The sequence below is a fragment of the Gilvimarinus xylanilyticus genome, from assembly GCF_024195295.1.
Taxonomy (GTDB): Bacteria; Pseudomonadota; Gammaproteobacteria; order Pseudomonadales; family Cellvibrionaceae; genus Gilvimarinus; species Gilvimarinus xylanilyticus.
Genome location: NZ_JAMFTH010000001.1, coordinates 480348 through 496194 on the forward strand (window position 1 = coordinate 480348; position 15847 = coordinate 496194).

The 15847-nt window shown below is 53.6% G+C and carries 8 protein-coding genes; 7 read left to right on the plus strand and 1 reads right to left on the minus strand.

Annotated features, from left to right (window positions below; all coding sequences use genetic code 11):
- Window positions 1-2: 2 nt before the first annotated feature.
- Window positions 3-1280 (plus strand): polysaccharide lyase family 7 protein, encoded by a 1278-nt coding sequence (locus M6D89_RS02055; protein WP_253966369.1) that lies wholly within the window; start codon window positions 3-5, stop codon window positions 1278-1280.
- Window positions 1281-1910: 630 nt separating this feature from the next.
- On the opposite strand, the gene M6D89_RS02060 is transcribed toward M6D89_RS02055, so the two are convergent.
- Window positions 1911-4964, minus strand: a complete 3054-nt coding sequence (locus tag M6D89_RS02060; RefSeq protein ID WP_253966370.1) for a TonB-dependent receptor — start codon at window positions 4962-4964, stop codon at window positions 1911-1913.
- Between the two features lie 469 nt (window positions 4965-5433).
- On the opposite strand from M6D89_RS02060, the gene M6D89_RS02065 reads away from it, so the two are divergent.
- The 6 genes from M6D89_RS02065 to M6D89_RS02095 all read left to right on the plus strand — a co-directional run bounded on the left by M6D89_RS02065 (window position 5434) and on the right by M6D89_RS02095 (window position 15810).
- Window positions 5434-7611 (plus strand): TonB-dependent siderophore receptor, encoded by a 2178-nt coding sequence (locus M6D89_RS02065; RefSeq protein ID WP_253966371.1) that lies wholly within the window; start codon window positions 5434-5436, stop codon window positions 7609-7611.
- A 375-nt stretch (window positions 7612-7986) separates the two neighbouring features.
- The gene (locus M6D89_RS02070; RefSeq protein WP_253966372.1) at window positions 7987-9255 is read left to right on the plus strand and encodes a GGDEF domain-containing protein; all 1269 of its coding nucleotides are present in this window, start codon (window positions 7987-7989) and stop codon (window positions 9253-9255) included.
- 217 nt (window positions 9256-9472) lie between these two features.
- The gene (locus M6D89_RS17265) at window positions 9473-10060 is read left to right on the plus strand and encodes a sugar O-acetyltransferase (protein ID WP_272496032.1); all 588 of its coding nucleotides are present in this window, start codon (window positions 9473-9475) and stop codon (window positions 10058-10060) included.
- 127 nt (window positions 10061-10187) lie between these two features.
- The gene (locus M6D89_RS02085; protein WP_253966373.1) at window positions 10188-11588 is read left to right on the plus strand and encodes a family 43 glycosylhydrolase; all 1401 of its coding nucleotides are present in this window, start codon (window positions 10188-10190) and stop codon (window positions 11586-11588) included.
- Between the two features lie 363 nt (window positions 11589-11951).
- Window positions 11952-12932 carry a malate dehydrogenase gene (locus M6D89_RS02090; RefSeq protein ID WP_253966374.1) on the plus strand — a complete coding sequence of 327 codons (981 nt, stop codon included), beginning with the start codon at window positions 11952-11954 and terminating at the stop codon, window positions 12930-12932.
- A 412-nt stretch (window positions 12933-13344) separates the two neighbouring features.
- The gene (locus M6D89_RS02095) at window positions 13345-15810 is read left to right on the plus strand and encodes a BNR-4 repeat-containing protein (RefSeq protein ID WP_253966375.1); all 2466 of its coding nucleotides are present in this window, start codon (window positions 13345-13347) and stop codon (window positions 15808-15810) included.
- Window positions 15811-15847 lie beyond the last annotated feature (37 nt).

The window sequence follows — 15847 nt, forward strand, 5'->3', positions numbered from 1 at the left end:
CCTTGATTATTAGTGAAGCCAGTGATGATGGTACTAACGACGGTCATGGCCCCGAAAATACAATCGACGGCAGCTTTGACAGTGAATCGCGCTGGTCATCCGAAGGGGATGGCAAAATCTTGCTTCTGGACTTGGGTGCTGAAGCCACAGCAACACAGATTAAGACGGCCTGGCTTAATGCCGATGAGCGCACCGCGTATTACGAGGTAGAGGCTTCTGCGGACAATAGCAATTGGGTCACTCTGATTTCTAATGGGCAGGCTGAAGGAACAGAAGAGTTGGTAACCGATAGTTTTGATCCAATCGAAGTCCGTTATTTTCGGATTATAGGAAGAGGCAACTCGGAAAACTTGTGGAACAGCCTTCTAGAGGTTGAAGTGCATGGTTGCGGGGGGCTGGATCAACCGCCTGTGCAGCCAAGTGGTCCGCCCGAGATAGGCGATCTTGATCCGAGTCAGCCTCCCTCCGAGAATTTTGATTTATCTCGCTGGTATGTCAGTGTGCCGGTGGATGACTTTGACCCCAATGGTCGTGCGGATAACATCAAAGAAGACGATTTGAACGACGGTTTTGAGTTGCCAGGTTATTTCTATACTGGTGACGACGGCGCGATGGTCTTTAAAGTCGGGCCTACCGGGTTTAAAACCTCAACCAATACCAGTTATACCCGTGTAGAGTTGCGGGAAATGTTGCGTGCAGGTAACACCCATATTGATACTCAGGGGGTAAACCGCAATAACTGGGTATTTGGTAGTGCACCGGCTTCCGATCGCTCGGCCGCCGGCGGTGTGGACGGAAACATGCGAGCTACACTGGCTGTTAATCGCGTTTCCACTACCGGTGAGGACTACCAAATTGGTCGGGTCATTGTCGGTCAAATTCACGCCAATGATGACGAACCTATTCGTCTTTATTACCGCAAGTTGCCCGATAACACTAAGGGTTCTATTTATTTTGCCCATGAGTTGAATGGCGGCGATGACACCTGGCATGAAATGATCGGAAGCCGGAGCAACTACGCCTCTAACCCCGAAGATGGCATCGCGCTGGATGAGAGGTTCAGTTACGAGATTGATGTTAAAGGTAACCTTCTAACCGTGTTTATTTATCGCGACGGCAAGCCCACGGTTACTAAATCAGTCGATATGAGCCAAAGCAATTATGACGAGGGTGGTCAGTATATGTACTTCAAAGCTGGTGCTTACAATCAGAATAATAGTGGTGAAGAGGACGATTATGCTCAGGTGTCCTTTTACGCGCTTGAGGTTTTTCACGACTAACATCTAACCTTTCTACCCGGGAACTCAATGGAATATAAAGGGGCAGGGAATGCCTCGTGGGCGAGGCATAAAAGGCCTAAGTTAATGCCCTGGATAACATGGTAAAGGTCGAAAGGAATCTCTATTTCGCGAAGATCCAATCAATAGTGCCACCTTTTACGGTGTCAACTATCCATCATTTCTGTTGTATCAATTCATTCTCCCAATCAAGCCTCTTATACCGCTTTAAGGCGTGATCGGCTGCCTATTCACCGGTGCTGATCCTTATGCCGCATCGTCGATACAAAGTTGTTGGCAAGAGTTGGTCAGGTTTTATGTTTGATTGGATCTGTGGGCATAGACTTCGTGAAGGGGCCTAGAGGCCGGGAGGACAAATATTTATATTGGGGTAGACGGTAAACCCGGGTATTGATCTTAAGGGGGCTATACCCTGAGTTGCTTGAAATCTCTGAAACAGACATTGCGGCCGACTAAATTCGAGCACGGGAGGGTCATCGTCGGTCTGGAAGTCTTTTAACCTATAGAATAACGCTGAGCATCAGTCAGCGTCGACACCGCTATTGACACCTACAAAAAAGCCCGCCGAAGCGGGCTAAGGTAAATACCGCAAAGCGCGGTTAAGGGTCTTGACTAGAAAAACTTCACTTTGGCGCCCAGGAAGATACGCGGACCGTAGCTGTTTAGCTCGCCCAGATAATCCCGGGTGTAGTGGTATTGACGCTTAGGCTCATCAAATAAGTTAATGGCTTTCAGGTCCAGACGAATATTGTCGGTGACATATTGAGAGACTTTGGCTTCCCAAACTCCGGTGTCACCCACAAAGCGCAGGCGGGTGCCATTGCTTGTGTAAGGCTGAAAGTATTCGCTGCGGTACTTGTAGATTAAGCTGGCATCAAAGTCGCCTACCGAGTAATACAGCTGGCCCGAGAATACGTGCTCCGAGAAGCCCGGAACATTGCCTGGCTCTACGATTCCCTCGGTCTGGTACACGACATTGCCTTCATCGTCTCGTACCGTCAGGTCACCATAGTTACTGTCTTCAAACTCAAAGTCAGAATCGGCGTAGTTATAGCTTGCTTTAACCCCGAAGCCACTCAAGAAGCCCGGCAGGTAGGAGAAATTGTGGGTGGCCGTAATCTCAATACCGGTCAGGGCGCTGGTGTCGTCATTGGTTTCGGTCAGATCGAAGTCCGCGGGAATAGTCTGGCCGTCAATCAAGAACTCTTCGGTGGTGCGGGTTGTCTCAAAGCCGCCTTGGAAGTTCTTGTGGTACAGGCCGAACGCCAGCAGGGTGTCCTGGTTGGGATACCATTCGATAGCTGCATCAAAGCTCCAGGAGGTAAGTGGCTGCAAGTTCGGGTTACCGTCGCCGCTCACATTCTGAATCAGTTCATCCAGCTCGGTAATGTCTTCTTCGCTGCTTACGGTAAACCCACGCTGATAGCTCATGTCGGCGGGCTCTGGACGAGACAGGCCGCGATATACGGCGCCGCGAAGCATCAAGTCGTCGGTTAAGTCCATAATTACGTTGATGCTGGGTAGAACTTCGGTGTAGTCGCCACCACCCACAACACGTTCGAAATCTGCCCCTTCAACGGGTACCAGAGACAGAATGCCATCGTCTGATGTGGCAATGGTGTAGGGCGTGCGATAGCCAATCGATTCCACTTCGGTTTGTACGACACGAACACCAAAGTTACCGCGAACTGTTTTGCTAAATAGGCTGCTGTCAAAATCAGCCATCAGGTAAGCGGCGTTGGTGGTTTCAGTTACGTCGGTAGTGTTGGCCTTAGACTCGGGCATTTCGGGGAAGTCGGTAGACTCGCCTTCGAAATCGGCCAACATACTAACGGCACAGGCCGTGTCAAAAGTTGCCCAGCTGTTGGTTTGTTTAACCACATTGCCTTCGTCGTCAAGCATAGTGAACAGGGCGCCGTCGCGCTCAGCTCCCATAAAGTCGCTTTCGGGGAACTCAATAGCACAACTATCTTTCACTTGCGACAGGAATTGATACTCTCCCACGGTCACTTCAAACTCATTACGAACGGTGGGGCCGGCATCCAGATATTCCAGCTCGGAGGCGCGGAAACCACCTTTAATGGCGGTAATGGTGCCGTCCAGACGCCAGTCGAAGTCGGCGCGGAAAGCTTCAATAGTGTTGGTGCGATCTACGTCACTGTCAATTCTGGCGCGCCAGCGATCAGAGAAAAGATTGTGGTCGGTAATATCAAACCCGGTAATTTCATACTGACGAATACCTGAGTCGGTGTCCCATTGAACCATCGGGCGGTAGGTAGATACGTTCTCGCCGTTCAGGTCGTAGTCGTCGGACTGGGTGCGCAGCAGCATTTGGTTTTCAATGCGCGTGGTTTCAGAGAATGAGTAATCGGCTGAAACGGTTAAGTCGGGCGTAATGTCGTAGGCTATATTCAGACCATAGCCGGTGTAGTCTTCGTCGCGACGATACAGCTCGCTGTTGGACTCGATGGCGCTTTCACCTTCCCAGTTTAAAATAGCGCCGCCATCGGTAACCACCAGTGCCTCAGGTGTTACCCCCGGAGTGGTTCGCTTTTGGTTGGCAAAATTCAGGTCGTGGCGTTTCTCGGCTTGGATCCGCTCTGATTGCTGATAGTCGATATTGATGTCGGTTTTGTCGTTGGGCTGGAATTGCAGCGCGGCAAAAAAGGCTTCGCGTTCGTCAGATGTGTCATTTTGACGGTAGCTGTTCGAGCTGGGGGCAAACGCGTAATCTTTGCCGGCGTCATAGGCTTCACCGGTCTCGGGATTGATTTCGGTGTTGTAGTCGCCCGAGTTAGAGGGGCCCTCCAGAGGGTCTTCACAGTCGCCAGCCACAGGCATGTAGTAACCGCGGTCGGTCACACTGGGATCGTTAATACAAGCGAACAGCGAGGTGCCGCTGGGGCTTGAGGCGCGCATTTCAGATTCCGGCTGAGAAATGTCGCTTTGTTCGTAGCCCAAAGAAATACCCACTGCCATACCATTGTCGAAGTCAAACTGATCGACATAGCTGGCGCTACCTTTAAACCCAATATCGCCCGACATGGAGTCTTCCAGGTTTTGTTGGTTGGGTTGATAGCCAATGCTTCCGTCTAATTGTAAGCGGCGCTTGTCGTAGTCCAGAGGTCTTAAGGTCTCAAGGGCAATCAAGCCCGCTACACCGCCTTCAATTAAGCTGGCATCTTGGGTTTTGTATATGGCGAGTTCGTTAATCAGCTCTGAGGGAAATTGCGAAAAGTTAACCGAACGGTCACCGCTGCCGTTACTGGCGTTACGGCCGTTGAAGGTGGTTGCGCTCAGGTACGGCCCCAGGCCGCGAATCGAGATTTCGGTGGCGCCGCCGTTTTCACGGTGCGAGGAGGCACCGGTAATGTTTTCCAAAGCTTCACCAATAGACAGTGCTGGCAAGTCGCCGATGTCGTTGGCTGACATGCCGTCGACAATAGTGGTGGAGTTGCGCTTAATGTCAATGGTGGTTTGGATGGTGGCACGAGTACCTTGAACGATGACCTCTTCCAGTGCCATAGACTGGCTGGCGCTATCTTGCTCTTGCTGAGCAAAAGCTAAGTTAGCACATGAAGCAGTGGCGATCGCGCTGACCAGAAGCGACTGTTTAAAGCCAGTTTTCTTGGTTTTTTTGATAGCGAGATTATTGTTATTTCGCATTTGTTCCTCCAGGGCCGTTATTGTTGATATTGCTGTAAGCGCCTTTTGGCGCCCAATTCTAAGTAGTTGGCTGAACATATTGTCTACCAAGTTGAATACCATATGCAAGTCAAATGACCGAGAAAGTATCTGGTTTTGGCTAAAATTTAGTCGTATAAAAAGGGTCTTGTCGAAGCTATAAGCTAACTCTTTGATAAATAAGCAGTAATATTAGTCGAATGACAAAGGTCAGGAGTCCAAGTGTTTGGCTTGAGGTTTAAATAACATGACGTGGGTTGATTTTTCTTAAGCTTCTATTTCAGTTTTTTGGATGAATAATTGGTTAACCGTGACCTTGCTGAGATCTCCCGGCGTCAACCGCGAGCCCACTTATTGGTTTGTCGAAAGGGAATGTCCGAAGCAAATGATAATAGTTGTTATTTATGTTATCGTGCGCCTCCGTTTTATTTACTGATGTCTGGAGTGCCTTTTGAAATCGATACGCTTGCCCTTGGCAGCGGCTGTGCTGCTGTGTTCCCACCCTCAATTCTCGCTGGCGCAGAGTTCTGCTGATTCTGCCAGCGAGCACACTGGCCCACAGGAAGGCGCTATTGAAGAAATGCTGGTTACCGGCAAATACAGTGTGGAAAAAACGTTAAGTACTGCCACGGGCTTGGGATTAACCTTGCAGGAAACGCCTCAGTCGGTGTCCATTTTGACGTTTGAGCGGATGCAGGATCAAAACATCACCACGATTCTCGAGGCGGTAAACAATGCCGTCAGCGTTAGCTCCGAAGAAGTGGACAATGTACGGAACAATTTTTACTCGCGCGGTTTTCGCATCGACAGCTACCAGATTGATGGGGTGCCCACCTCCTGGAGTTTGGGGGGCGATTCGGGTGAGACGGTCGCCGACACCGCCATTTACGAGCGCATTGAATTTGTGCGCGGCGCCACCGGGCTGTTAACCGGGGTGGGCGACCCCTCGGCGTCTATTAACCTGGTGCGTAAGCACGCCGATAGCCGCGATTTGACCGGTTTTGTGGATTTTGCCGTGGGCAGCTGGGATAAGCGTCGCATCACCGCGGATGTCTCTAGCGGTTTAAACCAAAGCGGCAGTCTGCGTGGCCGGGTGGTAGCGCGAGCGCTAGAGGGCGAATCCCACGTCGATTACTACGAAGACGATAAAAACATTTTCTACGGAGTGTTGGAGTCAGATTTGACCGATAGCACCCTATTGCGTGTGGGTGCCAGCTACCAGCACAGCGACCCCAAAAGTACCGTCTGGGGTGCTCTGCCTACGTTTTTCTCGGACGGCAGCAAAACCGATTGGGACGTTTCCAAAACCACCGCAATGGACTGGAACCGCTGGGAAACCACCAACACCAACTATTTCGCCAGCCTGAGTCATGTGTTTAACAACGGCTGGGAGTTAAATGCCAATTACAATAAGCTGTTTTACGAAAAAGCCACCAAGTTGCTGTACGTGTATGGCTCGCTGGATAAAGAAACCGGTACGGGGTTGAATGCCCAGCGCTATCGCAGCGACGGCGAGTCCGAACAAGACAGTATTGATGTGCAGCTGAGGGGGGACTACCAGCTCTTTAATCAGGTTCACGATTTTGCCCTAGGTGCGCTTTACAGCGATCAGTCCGCCGATACCTTTACCCAGCTACCCCTGGGCGGTGATATGAGTGGCGGGTTTGACCGTGTGGACGTGGGTAACTTTTATGAGTGGGGCGGCTTGTACGAGCCCGAGTGGTCCGACGAGCGCACCCAATCCCAGGCCAGCGAAACCGAGCAGCGTGGCTACTATGGGGTAACCCGCCTTTCGGTTACCGATAAGCTCAAGTTTATTGTGGGTGGCCGAGTGGCTACCTGGTTGCGCACCGGCTTTGATTGGAGCGGCACGGTAGATTACGGCAATAAAGACGAGTTTATCCCCTACGCCGGGGCGCTTTATGATGTCACCGACAATCACCGGGTATACGCCAGCTATACGGAAATTTTTAAACCGCAAAATAACCGCGATGCGAATGGCGAGTTTCTCGAGCCGTTAGTGGGGGAGAGTTCTGAGATTGGCTTAAAAAGCCGTTTCTTAGACGACCGCTTGCAGACCACCGTGGCGCTGTTTGATATTCGCCAGGACAACCTCGCCCAGGTGGATACCAACTTTGAGGGCACTCCGGAGCAGCAGACCGCTTATATTGCTGCCCAGGGCGCCGAGAGCACGGGTATTGAAATTGAAGTGGTGGGTCAGCCCGTTGATGGCTGGAACATCAGCGCCGGTTATACCCAGTACGATATTGAGGATGCCGATGGCAACGACCTAAATACGGATATGCCCACCAAGCAGTTTAAGCTGTTTACCTCGTATCAGTTTAGTGGCGCCTTGTCGGGTTTAATGATTGGCGGTGGCGCCAACTGGCAGAATGAAACCTATTCGCAGGGTGAAAACCCCGCGGGCGAAGACGACCGTTTTACCCAAGAGGCCTACACCCTGGTGAACGCCATGGCGCGGTATGACTTTACCGATGCCTTAAGCTTGCAGCTTAACGCCGCCAACCTGACCGATGAAAAGTACTACACCCAAGTGGGCCAGTTCAGTTCATTCCGTTATGGCACCCCGCGTAACTACACCCTGGGGGTTAATTACCGCTTTGATTAATGGGTAGCTCCTAAGCCAATACAAAGCCACGCACCTGCCCAGATGCGTGGCTTTTTGCGTTTTAGGGGCAAACAAAATTTGGGAGTGGGTGCCGATAAGAGTCGACCGAATGCGGTAAGGGCTTATTCAGAGGTTTCTTAGGCAGGCGGGGCTTTGAGCGTGTTACCACTCTTATTTATACGGCTATTCACATTGTCGGGTGTGTTTGTGTTGCCCGGCCAATAGAAGCGGCTATTATGGGGACATGGCTCGCTCATGGCGCAGGGTTGTGGCACAATATTCAACGTCCATAAAGAGCTACCGCCAGGCACATACCTTGGTCGCCGGGACCTGAATTGCCAGAATAGAATAAAACGCCAGTTATCAGGAGGCGCTATGCCCGATTCGTTTCAACGCAGCTCGTCTCGTCCGCGCTCATTGCTGAGCTCTATTTATACGCTGTTGTTACTGGGCGGATTGGTCACCGTATTGGCAGTGCTGGCCTATGATTTTTTGCCCGAGCGGCGTCTGGAGCTGGATTCACAGGCGTTTATCTACGCCGATAACACCAACAGCGTAGAGTTTATTGACTATGAGGCGCGGCGCTGGCGCTGTATGGTCCACCAGTCCCAAGATGGCTCTTTCTGCGGCATGAATCTGCACCTGGGCAGCGATGCCTATGAAGGCGTGGATTTAACTCAGTTTCATTCCATACGCCTGCGGTTGGAGTACCAGGGCGCCTCGCCGTGGCTGCGCTACTACTTTCGCAACCGCGAGCCAGGCTTTTCCACCCAGGCTGATATGCAGACCCATAAATTCCTGCAAACTCACATTTCCACCGAGTTTTTAAACCAAGAGCTGGTGATTGGGTTGGATGAGTTCTATGTCGCCGAGTGGTGGCTCGCGGCCTACCAAGTGCCGCGCGAATTGAGCCGCCCTGATTTTAGTCACGTTACCGCTTTTGGCATTGATTTGTCGTATCCGCTGGTTGAGGGCGAGCATATTGGTCAATTGCACAGTGTCGAGCTGTTGGGCGACTGGATCAGCAAAGAGCAGTGGTATGGCGGCATTATTGCCATTTGGCTGGTGGCCTTGGTGGTGGTGGGGGTAGGCGGGCTGCTTGTGCTGCGCCGCGATATCCTGCGCGAGCGCAAGCGCAGTCAGCGCTATCGGGAGTTGTCGCACCATGATCAGCTTACCGGATTGCTAAACCGTCACGGTATCACCCGGGCCATTGAGGCGCTTTTTACCCGGCCCGATACCGCGCTGACGTTATTGATGTTGGATATTGACCACTTTAAATCACTCAATGATCTTCATGGCCATCATGCGGGGGATCAGGTGCTGACGCAGTTGGGGCAGCTATTGCCGGGCCGTGTGCGCAGCAGTGACAGCGTGGGGCGCTGGGGCGGTGAAGAGTTTATTGTTTTGTTGCCCGGCACCGGGCAGCAAGGGGCGGTTGAATTGGCGGATAAGTTACGCTCGCATATTGCGCAGCAAGCTTTTGCCGGATTGAAGCCGCAGGCCGTCACCGTGAGTATTGGAATTGCCGAGCGCGCACCGCACGAGAGCTACCACGAGCTTTTTAAACGTGCTGATACCGCCCTATACCGCGCTAAAGCCCAGGGGCGCAACCAGTGTGTGGCGGCTGATGCTATCGCTTAAACGCACCTGCTGTTGCGGTTGATGTCGGTTGGGGCAGTGGGGCGCCTCGGTGTTTCCGTATTAGAGAATCAACTCTTTAATCAAATGGTCTTTGTGACCAATACTTGGTGTTGTTTTCTGCGTTTTGCGCGACGGGTGCGCCGCTTTCCTTATGGCTAGGGCTAGTGGCGAGGTGACTCATGTGCGTGTTATACCGAGGTAAATGTGAGGAGTTGATATGAGCCATAAAGATAAAATGCTAACTCAGGAATACTACATTAGCTGGGATGATGAGTTGGTGGCGGAGCGCGAGCGCGCCAAAGATGCCCTGTTTGAGTTTAATGCGATTCGGCCCTCCAAGCGGGATGAGCGCAACAAGCTGTTGTGCCAACTGCTGGGCTCGGTAGGGGAAAACCCCTGGGTGGAGTCGCCTTTTAATTGCGATTTTGGCTACAACATTTCCGTGGGCGATAATTTTTACGCGAATACCAACTGTACCATTTTGGACTGTGCCCCCGTATCGTTTGGCGACAATGTGTTAATCGGGCCCAACGTCAGTTTTTATACTCCCAATCATGCATTCGACGCCCAGGAGCGAGCGGCGGGTTATGAGCGCTCACTGCCCATACGTGTCGGTGACAACGTCTGGATTAGCGGCTCGGTCACGGTGGTGCCAGGCGTCACCATCGGCAGCAATTGCATTATTGGCGCCGGCAGTGTGATCACCCGGGATATTCCCTCCAACGTCGTGGCCGCCGGTGTGCCCTGCAAAGTCATACGTCCGATTACCGACCAAGATAAGCTGGGGCTCAAGCTCGATTTATAAGCTTGGGCGTGGAAAAACGGCCCTCGGATCCCTGGCACTGGTTGGTGCTGGCTTTTGTTGCTCTATTTGTATTATTATATTTTATAAGTAGTCGTTATTTATAAAAATAGTCATTGGGAGAACAACAATGCCAAGCTCACTGAAACGCACCCTGGGTGCCAGCCTGATAGGCTTGCTGGGGGCTACCAGCGCCCTGGCCGATAACCCCGCTATCACCGAGCGCTTTAGCGCAGACCCCGCCGCCATTGTGCACGACGGCAAGGTTTATTTGTACGTAGGCCATGACGAGGCGGCCACCGATGGCGATTTCTTTGTTCTGCGCGAGTGGAATATCTACTCATCCACCGATCTGGAAAACTGGACCTTAGAAGGCGAAGTGCCGCGCACTATTTTCGAGTGGGCCGAGGCGGATTCAGCCTGGGCGTCTCAGGCGGTGGAGCATGACGGCAAATTCTACTGGTACACCACCGTGCGCGGGGTAGACCCGGAAGACGAGCTGGGTGGCTACACCCTGGGGGTCGCGGTATCGGACGACCCGGTCACCGGCTGGAAGGACGCTTTGGGTAAGCCCATGCTCAACCCCAACGAAACCGATCCCGCACCGCATATGATTGAGCACAGCCACAGCTGGGACGACATCGACCCCTCGGTGTTTATCGATGATGACGGCGAAGCTTATTTGTACTGGGGTAACTCGCATTTGTACTACGCCAAGCTCGCCGACAATATGATCGAGTTTGATGGCGAGATTCATAAGGTAGACATCCAGAACATGCCCGGCACCTTTACCGAGGCGCCCTGGGTGCACGAGAAAAACGGCACCTATTACCTAACCTTCGCCATGAACTACCCCGAAGAGCTGGCCTATGCCACCAGCGACAGTCCCACCGGCCCCTGGGAGTTTCAGGCGGTGATTATGGACACCCTGGAAGACAGCGGCACCAGCCACCAGGCAATTTTAGAGTTTGAAGGCGATGATTACTTTATTTATCACACCGCTGCACTGCCCACTGGCGGTAACTTCCGTCGCTCGGTATCCATCGAGCACTTAAATTACAACCCAGACGGCAGCATTCAAAAAATTACCCCCACGGCTTCGGGTATTACCCACGCCGCCCAGGCGCTGCAAAGCGTGGCGGATACGGACGAATACATGCGCTACGACGACGATGCCTCGGTGGCAATGGATGAGCTGAACGCCGACGATCGCTGGAACTTCCAATGGCATTTGGCAGCGCTGGTAGAAGGCGACAACACGGTTTCCTTCCAGCCGGAAACCCGCATGGGCTACTACCTGAGCAACCGGGACGGTGAGTTGAGCATCCAGCGTCACGATGGCACCGATGCCTTCGCCCGCAGCGCGACCTTCACGCAAGTGGACGGTTTGGCCGGGCACGGCAGCTCTTACCGTTTGCTGGATGACAGCTCGGTATACCTGATGACCGATGGCGACAGCCTGACCCTGGGCAAGCCCGGCACCAACGCCGAGCGCAAGGCAGCGAGCTTTATGGCGATGCCGGTGGAGTAAATTGAACAGTCTGACGTCGGAGGTCCGATGTCAGACGCTTTTTTGTTGTGTGTCCCCATTTGTGACTCCTTTCGAGAAGCCATACAACAAAGCGCAATTGTTGTTCAGCGTCTGACGTCAGACATCCGACTTCAGACGCTCCCCCCCACCAATAGATGAAATTTTTTCTCAATAGCCTATAATACCCGCCCGTCGCCGTGCTGCGGATTTATCCCGCATGCTCAGCCTGAGCCGATACCGGAGCCAACCGTGTTCTGGGAAGTGGGGTTCAGGCGGGTCTGTCAATTCACAGTAGCGGTTCTAACCTAATAACAGGCGGGCAGCGGCCATCCCGCGGCCACCTGCAAACTACGGAGATCTATCGTGAAAGCACCCGTTCGAGTTACCGTCACCGGCGCCGCTGGTCAAATCAGCTACTCACTTCTGTTCCGCATCGCCTCTGGCGCCATGCTGGGTGAAGACCAGCCCGTGATTCTGCAACTGCTGGAAATTACGCCCGCTCTGGAAGCGCTTAAAGGCGTAGCCATGGAGCTGGACGACTGCGCTTTCCCGCTGCTGGCCGGTATGGTTTGCACCGATGACCCCAATGTGGCTTTTAAAGACACCGATTACGCTCTGCTGGTAGGCGCGCGTCCTCGCGGCCCGGGCATGGAGCGTAAAGATCTGCTGTCGGCCAACGCTGAAATTTTCTCCGTACAGGGTAAAGCGATTAACGATCACGCCTCGCGCGACGTTAAAGTGCTGGTCGTGGGCAACCCCGCCAACACCAACGCCCTGATTGCCCAGCGCAACGCGCCGGACATTAACCCCCGTCAGTTCACCGCGATGATGCGTCTGGACCACAACCGCGCCCTGACTCAGCTGGCTCAGAAAGCGGGCAAAACCATCTCTGACATCAAAAATCTGGTGGTGTGGGGCAACCACTCGGCCACTCAGTACCCGGACATCCACAACGCCACCGTTGACGGTGCCGATGCCATGGGTCTGGTTGATCAGGCTTGGTACGAAAACGACTTTATCCCCACCGTTCAGCAGCGTGGCGCCGCGATTATTAAAGCGCGCGGTGCGTCTTCTGCCGCTTCTGCCGCTAATGCCGCCATTGACCATATGCGCGACTGGGCCCTGGGCAGTGCCGAAGGCGATTGGGTGAGCATGGGTATCTACAGCGATGGCAGCTATGGCATCGAAGAAGGCCTGATTTACTCTTTCCCTTGCGTATGCAAAAACGGCGACTGGGAAATTGTGCAGGGCGTAGAGACCAACGATTTCTCTAAAGAGCGCATGAAAGCCACCGAGAAAGAACTGGCCGAAGAGCGCGATGCGGTTGCACACCTGCTGCCGTAATGGATTGCTCCCGTGGCTTGAGATAAAGCCTGGAAAAAAGCCCGCGTTTTTACGCGGGTTTTTTTATGGTCATACGATTTACCCTTAATACCCGGCTCTTTATAATTAGTATTATAAAAATTTTAGGGCACCTCTATTAATCCAGAATTGTCTCTGCGCGAGCCCAAAACGTTCACTCCGCACGGCGCTCTTCGCCGCTAATGGCCGTAGCCCTTAGCAAGAAGAGCAACACAGCGGATGGGCGTTTTGGCCGCGCCCTTCGGGGCTTTCAGGGCTTCCCGATCTCTGTGTTGGCTTTACTCGGCGGGCAACCAGCCCGACGTCGCAAAGCCGCCTTGATCTCGGAAAGCCCTGAAAGCCAGAGGCAACTCTGGATTAATAGAGGTGCCCTTATATATAAAAAGGCGGAGCAATGAAACCTATCCGAATCAAACCTATGCTGGTACGCAGCGCCATTTTACTTGCCGTATTGCTTACCCTAATGCAGGCAAAAGCTGACGACACCGAATCAGTCCGCACTGCGCGTTTAGTACCTTTAACCGCTGAAGCCTACGCCGGAAGTTCGGTCAATGTGGTTGCCGGAGCCCAGCCTTTGTACACCGACAGTGTGCACCAGTACGCGGCTTTCTATAACACTGACGCCAAGCTGGTGTTGGCCAAGCGTCGCCTGGGCGAGGATGATTGGGATAGGTCGGTGACGCCGTTCAGTGGCAATGTCAAAGACGCCCACAACAGCATCAGCCTAATCGTCGATGGCGAGGGCTACTTGCACCTCGCCTGGGATCATCACAACAACCCACTCAATTACGCCGTTAGCGAGCAGCCCGGATCGCTCAGCCTCAAGCGCGCGTCCATGCTGGATAATCGTCAATCCAGTGTCACCTATCCGCAATTTTTGCGTCTGCCCTCGGGCGATTTACTGCTTTCTTACCGAGACGGCGGCTCGGGCAAAGGGAATCTCGTCCTCAACCGTTATCACATTAAAACCGGCCAGTGGCAGCGGGTGCAGAACAATTTAATCAGCGGCGAAGGTGAGCGTAGTGCCTATTGGGATTTAACCGTCGACAGCCAGGGTGGGCTGCACCTGGCCTGGACTTGGCGCGAAACCCCCGATGTGGCCAGCAACCACGACTTACTGTATGCCTATTCTCCCGATGGCGGACAGACCTGGCAAAACAGTGCCGCAAAGCCCTACAAGTTGCCGATAACCGCGCAAACCGCCGAAGTGGCCGCTGCGGTAGCGCAAAAAACCAATTTAATGAATCCGCCGCGTGTGGCGACCGACCGTTTGGGTAAGCCTTACATGGTTTCTTACTGGTCCCCCGCCGAGGGAGAGCCTCCAGCGTTTCATTTGGTGTACCAGAGCGATAACGGCTGGACGACCCTTAAAGGCCCCGCCGCCGGTGAAAACTTCACTTTAGCGGGGTGGGGCACTAAACGTCCGCCAATCTCGCGCGCTAGCTTGCTGATTGAGTACGATTGGGATAAAAGCTGGGCGCATATTATTTACCGCGACGACACCGCCGGTGGGCGAGTCATTATTGCCACGGCAAACGATTTAACCCAGCCCGAGTGGCACAAGCGCTTTTTAACCCATCAGTCGGTGGGCGCCTGGGAGCCAAATAATGACCCGGCCCAGTGGGCGCGACTAAAGCAGGCGCATTTACTGGTGCAAAACGTGCGACAGCTGGATGGCGATGACAGTCGTGGTGCCGGTAGCGCCGGCGCACCGATTGATGTGCTGATGTTTAAACCCGACTGGGAGTCCCATCAGGCGCGTGAGGCAGCGGGTGATACGGCAGAGGTAAAGCGCCAAGAGCCCAAGCCCATTGACCCGAGTCAGGTGAGCGAACTGGCGCTGCGAGTGGCCGATTGGCAGTGGGCGAATATGCCCGATGGCTGGCACTTTCATCCTCAGGGGTGGGGCGTGTGCCCGCTGTATATCGGTATGTTGGATATGGACCCCTATCTTCCCCAGGGGCAATTACAAGCGCGGCTGACCCAGCGTGGCCGCGAGCTGGACTTCGCCCCGCGCGATAACAATCCCTTTGATGCCGATGATTATTGTGTGTCCCAGGCCTGGATTCGTCTTTATCAGGACAGTGGCGATAAAGCCATGTTGACCCCGAGCCAAAAGTGGCTGGATAACATTTTGCAAAATCCACCCAGCCACTCGTTGGATTGGGGCTATGGCCACAGCCGCCACCGCTGGAGTTGGAGCGATTCGCTGTTTATGGGGCCCATGGCCTGGGTGTTAATGTGGGAGACCACGGGCGACGATAAGTATCTGGATTTTATGAATCGCGAGTGGTGGGCGACCACGGCGCGTTTGTATCGCAGCGAAATCGGTCTGTATTTTCGCGATGAGTCCTATCTGGATGTGCGCGAGCAAAACGGTAAAACCGTGCACTGGTCGCGCGGTACCTCGTGGGTGATTGCGGGGCTGGCCCAGGTGCTGGAACACCTGCCGCAGGATTATCCGGATTACCCGCGTTATAAAGCCTTATTTCAGGAAATGTCGGCGGCGTTTTTGGCCGCGCAGCAGGACGATGGCCTGTGGCGCCCCGGTTTATTGGACCCCGATACCCATAACGCCCGCGAGACCAGCGGCAGTGGTTTTATTGCTTTCGGGTTTGCCTCGGGTATTAACCAGGGGCTATTGCCCGCCGAGACTTATTTGCCCGCCGTGCAAAAGACCTGGGCGGCGCTAAGCGACAGTGTTCTGGAAAACGGCAAGCTGACCCAGGTGCAGCCGGTAGGGGCGGGGCCTCATGGTTTTGACCCGAATAATGCCGCCCCCTTTGCCAGTGGTGCCTTGTTGATGCTGGCCAGTGAGTTGATGGAACTGTCTGAGACGGACGCTGATTTGCCAATGTAACCCGGCTCGACTAAAGTTCGGCACACAATTAAGGAGA

What these genes read in the sequence shown, in the direction of transcription:
- M6D89_RS02060 (WP_253966370.1), bottom strand. Translation starts at nt 4,964, where the DNA reads ATGCGAAATAACAATAATCTCGCTATCAAAAAAACCAAGAAAACTGGC.
- M6D89_RS02070 (WP_253966372.1), top strand. Translation starts at nt 7,987, where the DNA reads ATGCCCGATTCGTTTCAACGCAGCTCGTCTCGTCCGCGCTCATTGCTG.
- M6D89_RS17265 (WP_272496032.1), top strand. Translation starts at nt 9,473, where the DNA reads ATGAGCCATAAAGATAAAATGCTAACTCAGGAATACTACATTAGCTGG.
- M6D89_RS02085 (WP_253966373.1), top strand. Translation starts at nt 10,188, where the DNA reads ATGCCAAGCTCACTGAAACGCACCCTGGGTGCCAGCCTGATAGGCTTG.
- M6D89_RS02095 (WP_253966375.1), top strand. Translation starts at nt 13,345, where the DNA reads ATGAAACCTATCCGAATCAAACCTATGCTGGTACGCAGCGCCATTTTA.